Genomic DNA, 19,091 nt, shown 5'->3' with positions numbered 1-19,091 from the left:
CAGTATGAAATATAAATTCAGTGTCGTCTTTATGTGTACCTTAATTCTCTTTGTTGTAGTTGTCTTGTTTGCGTTGCTTAACGGTAAATTAGGCATAAGTTCAGCTCAGCTTTGGCATAAAATCGCAACAGGTCATGATAATCAAATCGATGCGATTATAGATTTACGTTTACCACGTATCATTGTCGCGATTTGTGCAGGTGCTGCGTTATCCGTAGCGGGTGCTTATTTACAAGCAGTGCTGAAAAACCTGCTTGCAGACGCCAGTATTATCGGTATCGGTGTCAGTTCAGGTGCCTTGGTGGCTAAAGCACTTGTGATGACTTTGATGCCGACTTTATTCTTTTATATGCCAATTATCAGCTTTATAGGCGGATTATTGCCATTTACTTTATTGTTTTATTTACAACATCGTTATCCGCTGAATCCGATGCGCATGCTGCTTGTCGGTGTGTCGATGTATGCGATGTTGAATGGTATGTTGGAATATTTAACCGCTAACCCAGCTGTGAGATTATCTGCTGGTTTATCTTTAAAAGTATGGAAAGACGCAGCACAAATTTCAGTGACAACGTGTATAGGACTTATCTTAGCTATAACTGTTATCTTTCAAGCGAATATGTTGGGATTTGATGATCGACAAGCACACAACTTAGGCTTTCCTATTCAACGTTACCGTATGTGGATAGGGTTGATTGCGGTCTTTTTAGCGAGCAGTGCAGTAGCTGTAGCGGGTGCTATGGCCTTTGTCGGTTTGATTGTACCGCATATTGCACGTCGTTTAGTCGGCAGTGATTATAAGAAAGTTGTGATTTGTTGTGTATTATTCGGTGCGATAGGCGTACTATTAGCGGATACACTTGGCAGGTTGATGTCCCGTCAATTTGAAGTGCCAGCGCATATTATTACGGTCATTATCGGCGGACCTTATCTTATCTATTTAATTTGTAAAGGAGCGTACCGAAATGAATATCAACAACGTTGAGTTTAAATATGGTCAAAAACAACTCTTTAATGACTTGAATCTGACAATTAAACGTCATGCGGTAACTTCTATTATCGGACCGAATGGATCAGGTAAGAGTACCTTACTTCAAATGCTTGCAGGTTATCTTCAACCTCAGGCTGGTTGTGTGTACATAGAAGACAATGATTTGAATACATTAGGTAAGAAACAACTTGCGCAAATGTTATCAGCAGTCCATCAAAACAATACAGCACCTGAAGATTTCACCGTTAAAACATTACTGCGCTATGGACGATATAGTCATCATCGTTGGTTGAAGAAGGATGTAAGAGGAGAATCGGTCATTGAACGTGTACTTGAACAATTCAATTTAACTAAGTATGCAGATCGTCCGATTGGCGCTTTGTCCGGTGGCGAAAAACAACGTGTTTTTATCGCAATGGCCTTAGTCCAAGAACCACAATATTTATTATTAGATGAACCTACCACATTTTTAGATTTACATTATCAATATCAAGTCCTTGAGATGATTCGACAGTTAAACGACATGCATCGTTTAACTATCATCATGGTGCTTCATGACATTAATCAGGCTTTAACTTATAGTGATGAACTGATTTGTGTCGCAAATGGTGAAATTGCAGCACAAGGCAAGCCGCAAGCTATCGTGACACCAGAATTATTAAAAACAATTTACCAAATCGACGCAAAGATTATTCATGATAAAGATTGCGGCATATTAATTGGTAAATGCCACGGCGGGTGTTAATGATGAATAAACTAATACGTGTCATTCAATTTGGATTAGTGCTGGTTATTATTGCGGCTATCTATCTTATCTTCCAACATCGTTTAGATAATGAAGCGGAAGAAAAACAATACGAAGTTTTACAAACAGACTATAAAAAGAAAGGGGTCCGCCCACAATTTGAAGCATTAGCAGAGGTCAATTCTGACATTCATGGGTGGATTCGTTTAGAAGGTACGAGTTTGAATTATCCCGTTTTACAATCCCGAGATAATGAAGATTACTTAGAACATAACTTTAAGAAACAAAAAACGAAAAAGGGCAGTATCTTTGTAGATTATCGTAATAACTTACAAGATTTATCTCAAAATACAGTGCTTTATGGTCATAGTGTTGGCGATAAAACTATGTTTGATGATTTACATCAATATTTGAATCAAACATTTTATGATGCACATCAAACGATAGAGTTTGATACAAAGTATCATCAGTATGCGTTAAAAGTATTCAGCGCATATTCGACGGATACCCATGATAACTATATACAGACAAATTTCAACAATGTACATGAATACGAACAGTTTTTAAAAGAAACGAAAAATAAATCGAAAATCAAAACAGATATTTCAGTTCATCCACAAGACAAGATAATGACGTTATCTACGTGTGAAGATGCTTTTTCGCGTTCTGATAAACGTGTTGTTGTGGTTGGAAAATTAATTGAAAACAGATAAAGGAGTGTATGCGCTATGTTTATGGCAGAAAACAAATTGAAATTAGATAAAGGTTCAGCAGAAGGAATTGTAGAACGTTTTTACAAACGACAAGGTATTGAAACAATTGAAGGTTTTAAAGAAATGTTTGTCACAACGACAAATAATTTAAAAGAATATGATGAAGTGAAAATTTTAACAATTTGGGATGCAGAAGCATGTTTCAAAAATTGGTTGAGCTCAGATGTCTTCAAAGATGCCCATAAAAATGTACGTCATCAAACTCAAGATCAAGCGAGTCCAATCCAAGATAATGAAGTACTGACTTATACAATTGGCTATTACTATTTAAATGATCAAGAGGGGAAATAGAACGAAGTTTATTTCTCATTATGATTAAAAATAAGCAAACAAAAAAGGTCTATTCATTCGGTATTTGAAATGAATAGACCTTTTAGTATGAACAGGAACAGGAATCCCACGACGAGTTAGCCAATTAAAACATCCTCCAATTGATTATATTCTTCAATGTAACGATTGAATGCTGCTTCATCTTTTTCGATTAAAGCTTGGTCAATCAGTTCTGTAAGTTTTTCTTTACGTACATTACGTAGAGCTTGATCAATTACGAGTTCTACCCCCAGGTCGTTTACATTCGCTACGAACGCCTTCAGTGTTCCATTTTTTACATTGATATTGTGATTCATTTTAATCACTGCCTTTCTTTTTTTAAGTTATTTACGAGTATACATTGCATTTAATCTAAAATCAATGAATATTCTGACTTTTTAAAAATTAAAAGTGTAATATTAACTCAAAAGTTTCTATTGACTTTTCTAGGTGCTAGTATACAATAATTATATGATTAGATGTCTAACGAATTCTAATCGTAATTAATTAAATAGGAGGACGTGCTTATGGACGAACATAGCATCTTCAAAAGCGATGATATGGCCATTATCCCAGTCATTGCTCAAGAGTATGGAGCACTCCATACAAAATTGCTTACCTACAATAAAGATCCGAGGATTGTAGAAAGCTCCCCGCAAAAAACTTTAGACAACTCTTGTCGCTTTTATGGTTCAACCTTTCAATCACTTCGAACTGATACCGCTCGGATTACCAACATCAACAGTAAACCACCCATTTTACTTTCACCAGTTATTTCAATCTTTCTATTCTCTACCCATTCTGAACGCTCTGAAGACAATATTTGGATAAACATTGAATTTGTACAAGATATCAAAGCGTTGAAGAACAATACCACTAAAATCACTTTTTCTGACGGACAATCTTTAATCACAACCGCAACAGTCCGTACTATCTGGCATCAATATAAAAATGCAGCTTATTATGAACACATCATTAGAAAGCGTGTTAAGAAAATTAAATGGAATACAGAGCGTCCTATTGACTACTCTAAACCTGCTTTAGACGTGTATGAAACACTTTGTACTTATTTAGTGATTAATAACACACCACGCAGCTAGCGTAATTTTAAACATTTTATGATATTATCTCAAACTGCGGGATGTTTATAGGGAATGAGTGTAAATGTTCCGCAACTTTTTCGTTATTTTCTCTTGAATTATTTTAAGGGATTGTTATAATAGTATTTGTGCTTGAAGAAATTACATTATTCCACAGTAGCTCAGTGGTAGAGCTATCGGCTGTTAACCGATCGGTCGTAGGTTCGAGTCCTACCTGTGGAGCCATATGGAAACGTACTCAAGTTGGCCGAAGAGGCGCCCCTGCTAAGGGTGTAGGTCGCGAGAGCGGCGCGAGGGTTCGAATCCCTCCGTTTCCGTTACTGTAAGAATCCCATTAAATCAATGTCTAAGACGTTGACTTAATGGGATTTTTCTTTTTGTCAAAGTTGAATGAGAAAAGGTGAGAAACTGAGTTCTCACCTTAATCATGTAAAGCTTATTTAATTATGACATTAATCGAATTAATTCTTCTCTTGGAATATCTCCGAAATAATGATACGTATCGAATTCAGATAAAGCCGCTTCAATACTCTCGAAATTATGCAAGCTGCCGACTAATGCATGTTCTAAATCTGACACATCGCCGACACCGAAGAAGTCACCGAAAATTTTCGCATGTTCAATACGTCCGCGCTTAACATCTAATTTAATTTGAACGAAACCTTTTTCGAATTTCTCTTCACGTTCAAAGTTATATTTAGGGTTTTTACCATAGTTCCAATTCCATGAACGATATTTTTCATTACTTAATGCTTCAATGTTCTTCCAATCATCTTCAGTTAATACATATTCTTCAACTTCATGTTCACCAAAGATATGTTTTAGGATAATTTCTTTGAAAGTTTCAATGTCAATCGGCTCTTCTAAGAATTCAGAGATGTTTGCGACACGTTTACGTACTGATTTAATACCTTTAGATTGAATCTTCGCAGGGTTCACACGTAAAGCATTCGCAACTTCGTTTAAGTCACTATCTAACATTAAAGTACCATGGCTGAACATACGCTCTTTCACTTTAACCATCGCATTTCCTGAAATTTTAGCTGCACCGATTTGGATATCGTTACGTCCAGTCATTTCAGCATCTACGCCCATTGCTTGTAAAGCTTGAACAATCGGTTCTGTGAACTTTTTAAAGTTATGGAAACTGTTGCCGTCGTCATCAGTGATAAAGCTGAAGTTTAAGTTTCCGAAATCATGATAAACGGCACCGCCGCCTGAAATTCGACGCACAACATCGATATTGTGTTCATCTACATAGTGTTGATCAACTTCTTCAATCGTATTTTGGTTTTTACCAATAATGATAGAAGGGCGGTTAATATAGAATAAAAAGTAATCGCTATCGTTAGGAAGGTGTTTTAACACATACTCTTCCATTGCTAAATTTAATGTGGGGTCTGTAATACCTTTGTTACTAACAAACTTCATACATTCTCTCTCCTTCTGTACTTACTTTGCTTGATACTTTATTTATGCCCTAATTTAGGATAAAATGCCAACTATACACTTTGCCAGAAAAAAGGCACCAGTCGGACTTCAATTACAATTATAACGTGTTTACAGGATATTTGTTTATTTGAAGAGAGAATTTTAGTACAATATAGAATAGTATAATTCAAGGAGGATCTGTAATGACTATTGCAGAAGTAGGAGATATTGTAGAATTTTATGACGGTTTAAGAGGCCGTGTCGAAAAAATTAATGATAACTCTGTTATTGTTGACTTAACTATTATGAAAAATTTTGAATCATTAGATTTACCTGAAAAAACGGTAATTAATCATAAACGCTATAAGATAGTTGATCAAGAAGGTTAAAATATAATGAAAACTAATACAAAAGCATTACTATGGTTTGTGATAAGCTTTGTAGTGTTCCACATCATCTTATTTATCATGTGGGGAGAACGACAAGAATATTGGTATCTGTATACAGGCATTATGTTGTTTGCGGGTATCAGTTATGTCTTTTATCAACGTGATTTAGAATCTAAACGATTGTTGACGTCTATCGGTATCGGTATTTTAACCGCAATCGCATTAATCATTGTACAGTTGATTATGTCTTTGATGTCACAAGATTTAACGTATACATCATTGATTAAAGATTTATCACGTTCTGGCGTTTACTTTAAATGGCAGATTTTAGTGACATTACTCTTTGTGATTCCTTGTCATGAACTTTATATGCGTACGGTACTGCAAAAACAATTGTTGAATCTTAAGTTACCGGCTTGGGCAGCGATTGTGATTACTGCACTCGCATCAAGTTCACTCTTTTTCTACTTCGATCAAATCTGGTTATGCATTTTTATTTTCATCGTACAAGCTATTCTATCAATCAGCTATTATTATACGCGTCGAATTATTACAACTTCTGTTGCACAAATTGTGGCAGTGGTGTTATTACTGATTTTTCATCCTTAATTCAAAAGGACAAAAAAGAACCTGTCAGCTTATCTCAAGCTTGGACAGGTTCTTTTTGCTATATCTTAATTAATACGTTGAACGTTCTAAAAGTTCGAAATAAGAAATCTTGGAAATATCTACTACATATTCTGATGGTTCTGTAACGTGTAATGCGCCTGCATTTGAATTCTCTTCAACGGCTTCTACTGAAATTTCATTGCCGTTGTCCATATAAAAGACAAGATATTTAGCAGGATTTTCATTTAAATACGTTAGAATCGTTGCTTTATTCATATAGTTTCAACTCCATTTAACTAAAATGTGATATTACCATGTTTGTCTGCTGGTCTGAATAGCATTGTATTGATTGCGCTGATAATCGCGATCACATGTGGAATGCCTGTCCAGAAGAACGCTAAGTGTAAAAGGCCTGAGCCGTTTTTACCTGCGTAGAATCTGTGCACCCCGAAGTTGCCGAGGAACAGTGCAAGTACAATATAAACAATTTTATTTACTTTCATACTGATTGCTCCTTTCTCCATTTAAGTGATACCTTTATTATGAATGATGAAATACAAACTTTCCAATAATACAAATGTTAAAATAATAAGTGAACAAACAATATAAATGATTGTTAAACTATATAGTGAATGATAATAACTAAACACATAAAGGAGAAAACAATGATTAGACCTGCTAAACCAACTGATAAACGTGCTATTGCAGAATTAACATATATTATCTGGCAAGATATGGAGTTGCCGATTGTAAAACGATTTGATAAATCTCATGTCATTCAATGGCTGGAACAAAGTATTACAGAAATACCTTATCGTTGTTATTACGACAATGTACAAGTTTACGATGTTGAAGGGGAAGTCGCTGGCGTTATTATTACGTATCTTGGTAAAGATGAAATGGATTTAGAAGAAAATTGGTTGAAGTTAGATTTACCAAAAGAAGCGAAAGCAATAGGAACACCTTTACCTTTAAGAGAAGCAAAATCAGATGAGCTATATATCGAAACTGTGGCTGTTTTCCCAAAATATAGAGGAAGAGGAATTGCGACACAGTTAATGGAATCTGTCATCCATCACTCTAAAACATATAAGCTGAGCTTGAGCTGTGATTTAGTAAACACAGGTGCGTTCAGACTTTACGAACGTTTAGGGTTTCATAGTGAAGGTGTGATTGATTTATATGGCCATGATTATTATCACATGGTCATTGAACCTCAAGAAGGATAAAAAAAGAGACTGGAACGAAAAGTTCCAATCTCTTTATCATCATCAAATACCGCCTAATAACGCACTGATATAAATCCCTAATGCATACAGTAAACCAAATACTGTGTTTGTTTTACCTGTTGCTGCCATAGCTGGCATCATTTCAGCAGGTGTATCGTTCTTTTTGAAACGACGAATGGCTTTGATAGGGAACGGGAATGATAACAGTATGAGTAAGTAAAAGATTGAACCGCCAGGTACAAAGAAAACAGTATAAATGACCCATGCATAAGCGATGATGTACATGAGGGCCATGAAGCGGATAGAATTGGCTTTACCTAATAAAATCGGTAATGTTTTGCGTCCGCTTGCTTTGTCTTTGACACGGTCTCGGATGTTATTGGCCATATTAATTAAGCCAATTGTGATAATAATCGGTACACTGATCCATACAGCATAACCTTGTAAGTTATCTGTTTGAATAAAGAACGCGATTAAAATAATAATCAGTCCCATAAAGACGCCGGAGAACAACTCTCCAAAAGGTGTCCAAGAAATTGGGAAGGGACCGCCTGTATACAGATAACCGACTGCCATACACAAGATTCCGATTGGAATTAACCAATAAGAAGATTGTGAAGCGATAAATAAACCGATTAGCGCAGCAATCACATAAAAGGCGATGGCTAAGTTCATCACGAGTTTCGGGCTCATGCCGTTACGTACAATCGCGCCGCCGATGCCCACTGATGTATGATCATCAAGACCTTTCTTGAAATCATAATACTCGTTGAACATATTTGTGGCTGCTTGAATTAAAAGACAAGCAAGTAACATCGCTAAAAACAAACTGAACTTAAGATGGTCTTCACTACCTAATAAGAATAACTTTGCTGTCGCTGTACCGACTAATACAGGTACAACAGCTGCAGTCAAAGTGTGAGGACGCATCAACAGCCAATATTTTCGAACAGTTGAAAATTCCTGATATTGTTTTGACATGGTTTCTCCTTCTTAACACTTAAAAATACCAAATTTCAGATTGCGGATTTTAAGACACAAAGATTCTATTATAAATTATCTGCATTCTGATTAATAAATTTATTTTAAGCAATAGAAAGAGAAAGGTCAAATCATGTAAAAATAGTAAATAATAAATGTGCAAATCAAAGTACAGATAAAGATAAAAAATGATACAATGAGATAATGTGATTAAGTAGAATGATGAAAGAAGTGAGATAGATGACTGTAAGTGTCAAGGATGATCAAATTCTCGACGCAATATATGAAAGCCGTGAAAAATGGGTTTCAGTGGAGGTTAAAATCGACCAGCCGACGAACCCAATCATGCTTTTCCAAATGACAGAAGATAAAGCAGATGACCGCTTCTACTTCAGGGAGAATACAGGAGAAACGGCCTTTTTCGGATATAACGCGCTTTTAAAATTTAAAAATGACTATGAAAATAAACAAACCATTTTCCGTGAATGGGAAAATTATAAAAATGATATCGCACTTATCCATCCAGATTCAAATAAACATCACTTAAAAGTGTGTGGAGGTTTCCAATTTTCAAGTCATAAATCAGATGACGAGTGGCGTCAATTCGGCTTGAACCATTTCGTGTTGCCGAAAGTATTAATTACGATGACAGCTTCAGAAACATTCGTCACTTATACAGTATTAAGAGAAGAGTTTAATATAGAAGACCTACATGAACTTGTACAACAAGTTGCAGAAACGAAAGTAGAACCGACACAACCTATTGGGGATGTAGTTCGCAGTGAAGATATCTATAAAGAAGAATGGTTAGAACTTGTACAAGAAGCCATAGATTCTATGAATGATGAAGAAAAAATCGTTTTAGCACGCAGACGTATGATTCGCTTTGATCGACCAATTGATATCGCATATGTGTTAGAAAATGCGATGCACAACGAATCCAACAGCTATATATTCGTAATGCAATCGGAAGGGTCTGTGTTCTTTTCACAAACGCCAGAACAGCTGATGGAAGTCGAAAACCAAGTGTTATCGACGAAAGCAGTTGCAGGGACAATTAAACGTACATCTGATGAAACAGAAGATCAAAAACACGTAGATGCTTTCTTGAAAGATGAGAAAAACTTGCAAGAGCATCATTTTGTGGTGCAAAGTATTCTAGATGATATTGAGCCGTACGTTACAGATGTAGATTATAATAAGCATCCTAAAATCCTAAAAAATGATCATTTGTATCATTTATACACAGAGATTTCAGGGGCGTTAGAAAATAATACCTATATTGGCTTACTAGACCGTCTGCATCCAACACCTGCGTTAGGCGGTTATCCTAAAGAAAAAGCCATGGACTTTATCGAACAAAAAGAGTTCGGAACAAGAGGTCTGTATGGTGCGCCAGTAGGGTATATTGATATGGAAGATAATTGTGAATTTATCGTCGCAATCCGTTCTATGCTGATTAAAAAGAAACAAGCAACTTTATTTGCAGGTTGCGGTATTATTAAGCAGTCTGATCCACAGAGTGAATTAGAAGAAACTACACTTAAATTTACTCCGATGATGAATGCTTTAGGAGTCGAAAATCATGGATAATCATCAAACTTTATTAACCAAACAAGTGTTTACGTTAGCTTCAGAAATCTATGCATACGGCATCAGAGAAGTTGTCATTAGTCCAGGGTCTCGTTCAACACCGCTTGCTTTAGCGTTTGAAGCACACCCAGGTATTAAGACATGGATTCACCCAGATGAGCGCAGTGCTTCATTCTTTGCGCTCGGATTGATTAAGGGCAGCAATCGACCTGTTGCTATTTTATGTACGTCAGGAACAGCAGCAACCAACTATACGTCAGCAGTGGCTGAAAGTGATATCAGCAACTTGCCGTTAGTAGTATTAACAAGCGATCGCCCACACGAATTGCGTGGCATTGGTGCGCCGCAAACGTTGAACCAGGTCAACATGTTCCAAAACTTTGTACGTCATCAGTTTGATATGCCATTAGCTGATGACACTACAGGTTCAACTGAAGATGTTATTCGTTTCCAAATGCAGATTGCAAGTCAATATTTTGAAGGCCCCAAACGTGGACCTGTACATTTTAACTTGCCGTTTAGAGAACCGTTGACACCAGATTTCGAGATGACAGAGTGGTTAACGACTAACGAAAAAGTCATACCTAAATATCAAAAGACAGCTACGGTTGAAGCTATTAAGCCAATCTTGAAGAAAAAACGTGGTTTCGTTATTGTCGGCGATATGCAGCATCAAGATGTGAGAGAGTTGTTACCATTTGCGACGGTCCATGACTTGCCTATTTTAGCAGGTCCGCTTTCAGGTCTGCGTCAATCAGGTCACCCGAATATTATTTCAACGTATGACTTACTATTTCGTGCAGGTTTAGATCCGAAAGATATTGATTTTGTGATTCGTGTCGGCAAACCAGTATTATCTAAGAAATTAAATCAATGGTTGAAAGCTACAGATGCTTATCAAATTGCGGTACAAAACAGTGCGCAGCCAGATGCTTTCCCAACACCGGCAGATATTACATTTGAAATGACACCGAACGACTTCTTCCGTGCACTTGGCGATATTCCGACAGCTTACCGTAAACGTTGGTTATCCCAATGGCAAGATATGGATAGTCGTGCAAAAATCGAAGTAAAAAATTATATCGATCATGCGACAGATGAAGCGGCGAATGTCGGTATCTTATTAGATAAACTTACTAAAGAAGATGCTTTATTTGTCAGCAATTCTATGCCAATTAGAGATGTGGATAATCTATTTGTAAATAGTGAAGCGGAAATCTATGCTAACCGCGGTGCTAATGGTATCGATGGTGTCGTTTCTACTGCAATCGGTATGGCAGTGCATAAGAAAGTGACATTGTTAATCGGTGATTTAGCTTTCTATCATGACATGAACGGTTTGTTGATGGCTAAATTGAATGATATTCATTTAAATATTGTGTTGTTGAATAATGATGGCGGCGGTATATTCTCTTATCTGCCACAAAAAGAATCAGCAGCTAAATACTTTGAACGTTTATTCGGTACACCGACGCATCTTGAGTTCAAACATGCGACCATGTTGTATGATTTCAACTATGCCTTAATGGATTCTGTCGAAGACTTTAAATTCACGCCATTATCACAATTAGAATCATACATTTATGAAATTCGTACAGACCGTGAAGACAATCGTCAACAACACCAAATCCTATATCAGAAATTGAGTGATATTGCGAATGTTGAATTATAATTTTTATGACAGTCAAAAAACAGAAAATCATAACTTGCTTGTTTTGTTGCATGGATTTATCAGTGATGCGACATCATTTAGTTCACACATTGACAAACTGACTGAAGCAGCAGCTGTCGTAACGATAGAACTGCCTGGACATGGTCAAGATAACAGCGACAGAACTAAGCAATGGGATTTCGATTTTATTTGCGATGCGTTAGATAATGTACTCGTACAATTTAAAGCTTATGATATCTATTTACATGGCTACTCTATGGGTGGCCGTGCAGCATTGTATTATGCCTTACATGGTCAATTAGACCTAGCAGGTTTGGTTTTAGAAAGTGCTTCACCAGGCATTGCAGATGAAACAGCGCAAAAAGAACGTCAGCAAGTTGATGAAGCAAGAGCTAAAGTATTAGAAATTGCGGGCATTGAAGTGTTTGTGAATGATTGGGAGAAATTACCATTGTTTGCGAGCCAAGCAGAGATGATGACAAAAGAACAACGCCAGAAACATCGTGCAATGCGCTTAGCACAAGATCCAAAAGGTTTGGCGAAAGCACTGCGTGACTATGGCACAGGTCATATGCCGAATTTATGGCCAGAACTTGCGCAACTTCAGCTGCCAGTCTCTCTGATTGTCGGCGAGTATGACGAAAAGTTTGTGGAACTTGCGCATAAGATGCATCAGCAACTCCCAAACAGTGAAGTTCATGTTGTGGAAGGTGCTGGCCATACGGTTCACGTGGAAGAACCAACACAATTTGATATACTAATATTAGGTTTTTTAAATAAGGAGGAGCAAAATGACTAGACAATGGGAAACAATTAAAGAATATGAAGAGATAAAATATGAGTTTTTCGATGGTATTGCTAAAATTACAATCAACCGTCCAGAAGTGCGTAATGCATTCACACCAAAAACGGTTCAAGAGATGATTGACGCATTCTCACGTGCACGCGATGATCAACGTATTTCTGTAATCATCTTAACAGGTGAAGGCGACATGGCATTCTGTTCAGGCGGCGACCAAAAAGTTCGCGGTCACGGCGGATATGTAGGCGACGACCAAATTCCTCGTTTAAACGTATTAGATTTACAACGTTTAATCCGTGTTATTCCTAAACCAGTCATCGCAATGGTTCGTGGATATGCAATCGGCGGCGGCAACGTATTACAAGTCGTATGTGACTTAACAATCGCTGCAGACAATGCAAGATTCGGTCAAACTGGACCTAAAGTCGGTTCATTCGACGCAGGTTACGGTTCAGGTTATTTAGCTCGTATCGTAGGTCACAAGAAAGCGCGTGAAATCTGGTACTTATGCCGTCAATACGACGCACAACAAGCTTTAGATATGGGCTTAGTCAACACAGTTGTACCATTAGACCAAATTGAAGATGAAACAGTACAATGGTGTCAAGAAATCATGCAACATTCACCAACTGCTTTACGTTTCTTAAAAGCAGCAATGAATGCTGATACTGACGGTTTAGCAGGTCTTCAACAAATGGCTGGGGATGCAACTTTACTTTATTACACAACTGATGAAGCGAAAGAAGGTCGTGACGCATTTAAAGAAAAACGTCAACCTGACTTTGATCAATTCCCTAAATTCCCATAATAGATTAATCATTTAGATGAGGTTCTTATTAAGTCTCTCGTGTTCATACCTTTGGGTGTGAAGCGGGAGGCTTTTTATGTCGTTTTTTTACTTATTAGGTAAATAAAAAATGCACGTCCAGCGATTAAAATTATAAAGTGCACGTTAGGATTAATATATTTTTAAAGTCGGCATAACTCTTTATTTTATGTGTATTATTGTGTGTTTTATTTTGCGGAGTGAGTTAAACAAATTATATAAAGCAAGTACAAATTTACTTAATAAATAAAACTATTTCATTGACATTCATTATGATGTTGAATATATTTTAAGGTAGAGGTGAAATTATATGAGTAATAGCACAAAGAAGAATTTAGATCACGACTTATGTTTTCTTTTTTATATCACAACAAAAGAAGTGATCAACCGTTTTAACAAGTTTCTGAAACAATACAATATCAGCTTCCCAAATTATATGGTCTTATCTTATATTGAAGATGATGAAGAAGTGTTTGTGAAAACACTTTGCAATAAATTGTTTTTAGATTCAGGGACAATCAGTCCGATTGTAAAGCGCTTAGAAAAGAAAAACTTGGTCATTAGAAAAAGGCTACCTGAAGATGAACGAAAAGTGATGTTAAGTTTAACTGAAGAGGGAAAAGAATTAAAAGCACAATTCAAGAACATTTCAACACAAGTAATTAATCAATTGAATTTAGATTCTGATGAAAAAGAAGATTACTATAACATGATGCGTGGTTTCGCACAAAAGAATCTAAGTCAACCAGAAGTTTAGCCAAGTCAACAAGAAATACTGAGAATAAAGAGGGAATGTTATGCTCATAAGAGAGGATAATTTTTTTAGGGATAATATTAAGATAACTCGCACATTAAAAAAAATAAAAAAGAAAGTGAGGTAGAACTAGCGAACTAGTCTATCTCACTTTCTTAATGATGATTTATTTTACATACTGATTTAAATAATTTTCAAGACGATCCATACCTTCTTTGATGGTATCTAAGTCATAAGCATATGAAATACGAATATGACCTTTACCTGCATCTGTAAAAGCAGAACCAGGTACCATCGCAATATGACCTTTTTCTAAGGCATCGACACAGAAATTAAAGTCATCTTCAATACCGAATGGTGCAAGACTCGGGAAAATATAGAATGCACCTTCAGGTTCGGCATCAATTTTAAAGCCCATATCAAGTAAACGTTGTTTTAAATAAGCTAAACGTTCTTTGTATGCTTTATTCATCGCTTTTGGCGCATCGATGCCATCTGTTAACGCAGCGATACAAGCGATTTGAGCGGGTACATTGGCACAAATCGTATTATAGGCATGCATGAATGTCAATTTCTTTATTAAGTACTCAGGGCCTAGTAAAAAGCCAATACGGATACCTGTAGCTGAATGAGATTTACTTAAACCGCTGATTAATAATAATTGATCACGTAAACCTTCAAATTCCGCAAGGGATGTGTGTTTACCTTTAAAGGTATTTTCAGCATAAATTTCGTCACTTAACACAAAAATTTCGTGTTGTTGTAGCTCTTCAGCAATCGCTTCAGCTTCTGTTCTATTTAAAATAACTCCTGTTGGATTGGTAGGGTAGTTTAAAAGAATCGCTTTTGTTTTATCGTTTACATGTGAACGAATTGCTTCAGGCGTAATTTTAAAGTCTGTTTGTGTAGTATCTACATAAACAGGATGACCGCCTAATGTTTCAATCAATGGAATATAGCCTGCATAAATAGGACCAGGAATAATGATTTCATCTCCAGGTTCTAAGATGCTGCGTAAAGCTGTATCAATAGCTTCACTTGCACCATTCGTCACAATAATTTCTTCCTCTGTGTAATCCACATTATAACGAAGGTTGAAGTATTGACGGATGGCACTTCTTGTTTCCATTAAGCCTTTATTATGAGAATAACTCGTTTCATCATTTTCAATCGCTTTAATATACGCGTCTTTAACCACATCAGGCATAGGGAAGTCAGGTTGACCGATTGTTAAGTTGATACAATCCGGTATATTTTTAATTCGGCTTGAAAATTGTCTGATGCTTGGCGCACGTAAAAATTTAGAATTTGTATTTAAAGATAATTTCACTCTGTTAACACCTCAATTGATTACTGCACTATGTAAGTAAATGCTATCTTATCATATTGTAACACTGAAAACCGTCAAAAAGTCTGAATTGCTTTAATTTTAAGTCGATAATTGTCAAAAGAAAAGTGAGGCAAAGTTGATTTGCCTCACAATGCTTTATAATTTAGATTTAAATTTTGATGGTGACTTGAGGTTGATGACTGGATTGGTCCATTTTGCTACAAAGTTTGTGGATAACAGGTAGACAATGAGTGCTGTTAAACCAATCAAGTATAGGTAAGTCCACAACGTAACTGGGTCCTGGAAAGGATAAAGTTTAAAGCCTCGAATCAATCCAATCGCAATACCGTGTAACAGATAAATGTACATAGTACGTTGGCCAATATACGTAAACCAATGTAATCCTGAAGGGATTAAGTTCAAGAATGAGAACATCGTGGCACAAATAATGATATAGAGCAATAGACGTTTCAATGGACTATAGACGTCAGGACCATCCAAAGAACTATATGGTGAGCTGCCGAGCAACCAATCAGAATTAATCGGATGAATCATATATACGATATAGAATCCAACTAAAATCAATAATGAAATTGGAATTAACTTCTTATTTCTCAGTAACATCGCTTGATGTTTATTCATTAAAAACCCTAGATAGAAAATAGGGAAGAACACAATCGTTCTTGAATAACTCATATAGCCGTCGATATCAGAAGAGAATCCTGCCAATAAAGACACTATTACAGCAATCGGTAATACGTAATAAGCTTTATAGTTCTTTACAATCACTAAGACAACATGAAAGATAAAGAGCGTAATTAAGAACCATAACGCAAAGACAGGATCAAATGGATCCAACTGCAAGTGACTGCTTTTACCTGTCAGATAATAATAGATTGAGAAGAAACTAAAGAACACAAAATAAGGTACTAATAGTTTTTTCGCAACTTTTTCTAAATGATCCGGCTTACCGATATTTTTCGCAAAGTAACCACTTATAAATAGGAAAGAGGGCATATGGAAACTGTATATTAATAAATACAGTGCACCCATGTACTTATGTCCTTCTACATAAGGGTTTAATAAATGTCCGAATACCACTAAATAAATTAAAAAGGCACGGGCATTATCAAAATAATAATCTCTATGGGATAGTGATTTATGCATATGTAAACTCCTTTTGAGATTTTAGATAATCTTAACGTATTATACATACCAACTTAAATGCAAGATAAACAACTTTTGCAAGTTAATGTTGTGTATTTTCCGCAAAAAACTTATAATATGTATATTAAAACTAGCGGGGTATAACATCTATGTTTAAACAACTTGAACAACAAATAACACTGACACACAATGATTTGATTATCGTAAATAAACGTTTTGGGCAACGCGCTAATTTAACAACTGAACAAATTGAACTTTTACGAATTTTGAATGAGCATCATAGTTTATCACAATATGATTTAACAATGAAAAGCGGAAAGGAACAATCTATTGTTTCAAGATGGATTAAAAAACTCGTCAATTTAGGTTATGTGATCAGTATTCAATCGAACCATGATTTACGTTGTAAAGTATTAAGTGTCACGCCGAAATCCGAAGAATTAATCAATCAAATTAATGACGCTCGCCGAGAATGGTTACAAAAACACTGTGAAGAGTTATCCGCTGAAGATGTGGAAACATTATATAACTTACTAGCAAAATTAAATAAAAAAACCTTTTACATTTAAAAAGAATGCGGTATACAGAACTTGTATACCGTATTTTTAATGAATAAGGACCTGCAGCATTTTATTATTACGCTGCAGGTCCTTTTCAAATATCAAAATGATAATTGGGATTAAACGCGATAAATATCTGTATCGAAGTATTTACCAGTTTCACCGATTTTATCATACATTTGTTTCATTCTTGTCGCATTGTGGCTTGCCCAGTTGATATCAGTCGCATATTGATGCGTAGCTGGTTCGCTTGGGTTCCAACGCATGCGGTAAAGTGTGTTTTGACCTCTATCTAAGTAGTCGCTTGTGATGAACTTAGCTCCGCCGATAATCGCTTTTTCTACAGTATCCCAGCCGTAGTGTGCTGCTGTTTTGAAGCCGCCACGTACTGCATCTGTGTCAATTGCACCGATACCGAACATATTGTAGTATTTTTTAGGTTCGTTTGTCACAACTTTGTTGGCGTTGTTGACATAACCGCCATTAGCTAAAGCAGATGTACCGTTACCAGTTTCAAGTAAGGCATGTGAGATTAAATAGATTTCGTTAATGTCATATGTTTTAGCTGCTTGTGTGAAAGCTGCACCTTGTCCTTCTAAAATACCTTTACCTTCAAGTAATTTATTTACACTGCTTGCTGAAAGGGCTTGTGCTTTGTCTAAACGTAAGAATTGATATTTTTGTGTCGCATCTTCTGTGATAGTTCTAGGGTCCATCGCAGTTCTTACTTCATCTTCTGATGCATCATCCCATTGACCAGGCACGTGTTGAACTTTAGGTGACCAAGGTAAGTTCATTTGTTTTGCGACTGCTTGATCAAATGAGTAGTCAGAAACATTTGTACGTGTCAATGTATTACGAACATCTGCAGCTTTAACCCAAGCTGTTTGTCCGTTAGCTAAGACACCATGATACCAAGTCACACCATTAACTACTTGTCTTTCGAAAACTGTAATGATGTTACCGAATTGGTCTTTTAATGAACCTAATACTTGGCCATTCGGTGTTTTGTAGTAATAACCTTTATTGCTTGTCACGATATAGTCGTGGTTGTATTTCACAGCTGGTTGTTGTTTTTGTGCTGAAGTTGTCGCAGCTTTAGCTATTGTTTTAGGTGTTAATGTTTTTTCAGCGACCCAACCAGTTTTACCATTTACAGTACCGTATACATAAGGTGTTTTGTTGACTAAAGTACGTTTAATTGCTTTGAATGTACCATTTTGTTTTGTTAATGGATCAATTAATTGTTTTGCTGTACCCCAAGGTGTTGTGTACAGACCATTTGATTTTGTATTAACGCTGTATTGTTGAGATGTAGGTGTTACAAGACCTTTATCCGCAACTCTTACATCTTTTGCGTTAACCCAACCAAGTGGCGTAGTTAAACCGATATTTTGTAATAGGTAGTATAATGTACCGTCTTGGTTACGTTCTCTAGTGATGTTGTAAGTGTAACCTAAGAATTTCGCAGCTTTCGCACCTTTTTTATCATAAACACTTGCACGTAAACCGTAGTTATCAGATACATATTGACCTAATTTGTTTACTGTAATTGTTTTGTTTAATGGTGCTTTAGTTGTTTGTGTTGCAGCTTTTGTTGTTGCTGGTTTTGAAACTGCTTTAGTTGTTGTAGCTGCTTTTGCAGTAGGTTGAACTTTTTGAGCAGTTGTTTTCGCTACAGATTTTACTGTATTAACAACTTTCTTCGCTGCAGGTTTAACCGCTGCTTTAGTAGTTTTAACTGCAGTAGTTGGTTTAGTTGCTGGTTTAACAACTTTTTTAGTTGTTGTAGCTGCAGGTTTAACTGCTGTTTTAGTCGTTGTTTTCGCA

Annotated in this window: 22 protein-coding genes and 2 tRNA genes; 16 read left to right on the top strand and 8 right to left on the bottom strand. The window is 36.2% G+C overall.

Annotated features, from left to right (window positions below; all coding sequences use genetic code 11):
- The first annotated feature begins 4 nt into the window (after positions 1-4).
- The 4 genes from HMPREF2603_RS06360 to HMPREF2603_RS06345 are packed head-to-tail and all read left to right on the top strand — an operon-like array spanning position 5 to position 2,800.
- Entirely contained in the window at positions 5-985 is a 981-nt protein-coding gene (locus HMPREF2603_RS06360; RefSeq protein WP_060803870.1) for a FecCD family ABC transporter permease, read from the top strand.
- Positions 966-1,736, top strand: a complete 771-nt coding sequence (locus tag HMPREF2603_RS06355; protein WP_060803871.1) for an ABC transporter ATP-binding protein — start codon at positions 966-968, stop codon at positions 1,734-1,736. The genes HMPREF2603_RS06360 and HMPREF2603_RS06355 overlap by 20 nt, the downstream gene beginning before the upstream one ends.
- A gap of 2 nt (positions 1,737-1,738) precedes the next feature.
- Positions 1,739-2,449: a class B sortase gene (srtB, locus tag HMPREF2603_RS06350; RefSeq protein WP_060803872.1), complete on the top strand. Its 711-nt coding sequence runs from the start codon at positions 1,739-1,741 to the stop codon at positions 2,447-2,449.
- Positions 2,450-2,464: 15 nt separating this feature from the next.
- Entirely contained in the window at positions 2,465-2,800 is a 336-nt protein-coding gene (locus HMPREF2603_RS06345) for an antibiotic biosynthesis monooxygenase (protein WP_060803873.1), read from the top strand.
- Between the two features lie 116 nt (positions 2,801-2,916).
- On the opposite strand, the gene HMPREF2603_RS06340 is transcribed toward HMPREF2603_RS06345, so the two are convergent.
- A complete protein-coding gene (locus tag HMPREF2603_RS06340; RefSeq protein WP_002480446.1) occupies positions 2,917-3,135 on the bottom strand; it encodes an IDEAL domain-containing protein in 219 nt (72 codons plus the stop codon).
- 210 nt (positions 3,136-3,345) lie between these two features.
- Here HMPREF2603_RS06340 and HMPREF2603_RS06335 point away from each other — a divergent pair, with 210 nt between their 5' ends.
- From HMPREF2603_RS06335 to HMPREF2603_RS06325, 3 genes are all read left to right on the top strand, one after another.
- The gene (locus HMPREF2603_RS06335) at positions 3,346-3,918 is read left to right on the top strand and encodes a competence protein ComK (RefSeq protein WP_002480447.1); all 573 of its coding nucleotides are present in this window, start codon (positions 3,346-3,348) and stop codon (positions 3,916-3,918) included.
- A 150-nt stretch (positions 3,919-4,068) separates the two neighbouring features.
- Positions 4,069-4,143: transfer RNA gene (locus HMPREF2603_RS06330), tRNA-Asn, on the top strand.
- Positions 4,144-4,146: 3 nt separating this feature from the next.
- A tRNA-Ser gene (locus HMPREF2603_RS06325) sits at positions 4,147-4,235 on the top strand.
- Between the two features lie 127 nt (positions 4,236-4,362).
- Here HMPREF2603_RS06325 and HMPREF2603_RS06320 read toward each other — a convergent pair.
- Positions 4,363-5,349, bottom strand: a complete 987-nt coding sequence (locus HMPREF2603_RS06320) for a lipoate--protein ligase (protein WP_002480448.1) — start codon at positions 5,347-5,349, stop codon at positions 4,363-4,365.
- Between the two features lie 203 nt (positions 5,350-5,552).
- Between HMPREF2603_RS06320 and HMPREF2603_RS06315 the strand changes: the two genes are divergently transcribed.
- Together HMPREF2603_RS06315 and HMPREF2603_RS06310 are read left to right on the top strand one after the other, a co-directional pair.
- The gene (locus tag HMPREF2603_RS06315) at positions 5,553-5,738 is read left to right on the top strand and encodes a YkvS family protein (RefSeq protein WP_002480449.1); all 186 of its coding nucleotides are present in this window, start codon (positions 5,553-5,555) and stop codon (positions 5,736-5,738) included.
- A 6-nt stretch (positions 5,739-5,744) separates the two neighbouring features.
- Positions 5,745-6,347: a CPBP family glutamic-type intramembrane protease gene (locus tag HMPREF2603_RS06310; protein ID WP_002480450.1), complete on the top strand. Its 603-nt coding sequence runs from the start codon at positions 5,745-5,747 to the stop codon at positions 6,345-6,347.
- A gap of 69 nt (positions 6,348-6,416) precedes the next feature.
- On the opposite strand, the gene HMPREF2603_RS06305 is transcribed toward HMPREF2603_RS06310, so the two are convergent.
- Together HMPREF2603_RS06305 and HMPREF2603_RS06300 are read right to left on the bottom strand one after the other, a co-directional pair.
- Positions 6,417-6,623, bottom strand: coding sequence for a hypothetical protein (locus HMPREF2603_RS06305; RefSeq protein WP_060803874.1), 207 nt, complete (start codon positions 6,621-6,623; stop codon positions 6,417-6,419).
- A 20-nt stretch (positions 6,624-6,643) separates the two neighbouring features.
- Positions 6,644-6,850, bottom strand: a complete 207-nt coding sequence (locus tag HMPREF2603_RS06300; RefSeq protein WP_002480452.1) for a TM2 domain-containing protein — start codon at positions 6,848-6,850, stop codon at positions 6,644-6,646.
- A gap of 162 nt (positions 6,851-7,012) precedes the next feature.
- On the opposite strand from HMPREF2603_RS06300, the gene HMPREF2603_RS06295 reads away from it, so the two are divergent.
- Complete coding sequence (locus HMPREF2603_RS06295) at positions 7,013-7,576, top strand: GNAT family N-acetyltransferase (RefSeq protein ID WP_060803875.1); 564 nt, start codon at positions 7,013-7,015, stop codon at positions 7,574-7,576.
- A 42-nt stretch (positions 7,577-7,618) separates the two neighbouring features.
- Here HMPREF2603_RS06295 and HMPREF2603_RS06290 read toward each other — a convergent pair whose 3' ends face one another.
- A complete protein-coding gene (locus HMPREF2603_RS06290) occupies positions 7,619-8,557 on the bottom strand; it encodes a 1,4-dihydroxy-2-naphthoate polyprenyltransferase (RefSeq protein WP_023015842.1) in 939 nt (312 codons plus the stop codon).
- Positions 8,558-8,797: 240 nt separating this feature from the next.
- Between HMPREF2603_RS06290 and HMPREF2603_RS06285 the strand changes: the two genes are divergently transcribed.
- The 5 genes from HMPREF2603_RS06285 (at position 8,798) to HMPREF2603_RS06265 (ending at position 14,207) form a co-directional block, all read left to right on the top strand.
- Positions 8,798-10,150 carry an isochorismate synthase gene (locus HMPREF2603_RS06285; RefSeq protein WP_023015843.1) on the top strand — a complete coding sequence of 451 codons (1,353 nt, stop codon included), beginning with the start codon at positions 8,798-8,800 and terminating at the stop codon, positions 10,148-10,150.
- Positions 10,143-11,822, top strand: coding sequence for a 2-succinyl-5-enolpyruvyl-6-hydroxy-3-cyclohexene-1-carboxylic-acid synthase (gene menD / locus HMPREF2603_RS06280; protein WP_070501997.1), 1,680 nt, complete (start codon positions 10,143-10,145; stop codon positions 11,820-11,822). Before HMPREF2603_RS06285 ends, menD begins: the two co-directional genes overlap by 8 nt.
- A complete protein-coding gene (gene menH / locus HMPREF2603_RS06275) occupies positions 11,809-12,621 on the top strand; it encodes a 2-succinyl-6-hydroxy-2,4-cyclohexadiene-1-carboxylate synthase (protein WP_023015845.1) in 813 nt (270 codons plus the stop codon). The genes menD and menH overlap by 14 nt, the downstream gene beginning before the upstream one ends.
- On the top strand, positions 12,614-13,432 hold the full coding sequence (gene menB, locus HMPREF2603_RS06270) for a 1,4-dihydroxy-2-naphthoyl-CoA synthase (RefSeq protein ID WP_002480458.1): 819 nt from the start codon (positions 12,614-12,616) through the stop codon (positions 13,430-13,432). Before menH ends, menB begins: the two co-directional genes overlap by 8 nt.
- Before the next feature lie 328 nt (positions 13,433-13,760).
- On the top strand, positions 13,761-14,207 hold the full coding sequence (locus HMPREF2603_RS06265) for a MarR family winged helix-turn-helix transcriptional regulator (protein WP_002480459.1): 447 nt from the start codon (positions 13,761-13,763) through the stop codon (positions 14,205-14,207).
- A gap of 163 nt (positions 14,208-14,370) precedes the next feature.
- Here HMPREF2603_RS06265 and HMPREF2603_RS06260 read toward each other — a convergent pair whose 3' ends face one another.
- Both HMPREF2603_RS06260 and HMPREF2603_RS06255 read right to left on the bottom strand, forming a co-directional pair.
- A complete protein-coding gene (locus HMPREF2603_RS06260) occupies positions 14,371-15,534 on the bottom strand; it encodes an aminotransferase class I/II-fold pyridoxal phosphate-dependent enzyme (protein WP_002480460.1) in 1,164 nt (387 codons plus the stop codon).
- A gap of 156 nt (positions 15,535-15,690) precedes the next feature.
- On the bottom strand, positions 15,691-16,701 hold the full coding sequence (locus HMPREF2603_RS06255) for an acyltransferase family protein (RefSeq protein WP_060803878.1): 1,011 nt from the start codon (positions 16,699-16,701) through the stop codon (positions 15,691-15,693).
- Between the two features lie 149 nt (positions 16,702-16,850).
- Between HMPREF2603_RS06255 and HMPREF2603_RS06250 the strand changes: the two genes are divergently transcribed.
- Positions 16,851-17,270 (top strand): MarR family transcriptional regulator, encoded by a 420-nt coding sequence (locus HMPREF2603_RS06250; RefSeq protein WP_060803879.1) that lies wholly within the window; start codon positions 16,851-16,853, stop codon positions 17,268-17,270.
- Positions 17,271-17,380: 110 nt separating this feature from the next.
- Here HMPREF2603_RS06250 and HMPREF2603_RS13625 read toward each other — a convergent pair.
- Positions 17,381-19,091, bottom strand: a 1,711-nt coding sequence (locus HMPREF2603_RS13625; RefSeq protein WP_261676371.1) for an N-acetylglucosaminidase, incomplete at its 5' end; no start/stop codon positions are given.

Source organism: Staphylococcus sp. HMSC055C03 (assembly GCF_001809385.1).
GTDB classification, from domain to species: domain Bacteria; phylum Bacillota; class Bacilli; order Staphylococcales; family Staphylococcaceae; genus Staphylococcus; species Staphylococcus simulans.
Note: the sequence above shows the minus strand (reverse complement) of the source record. Positions and strands in the feature narration are given on the sequence as shown.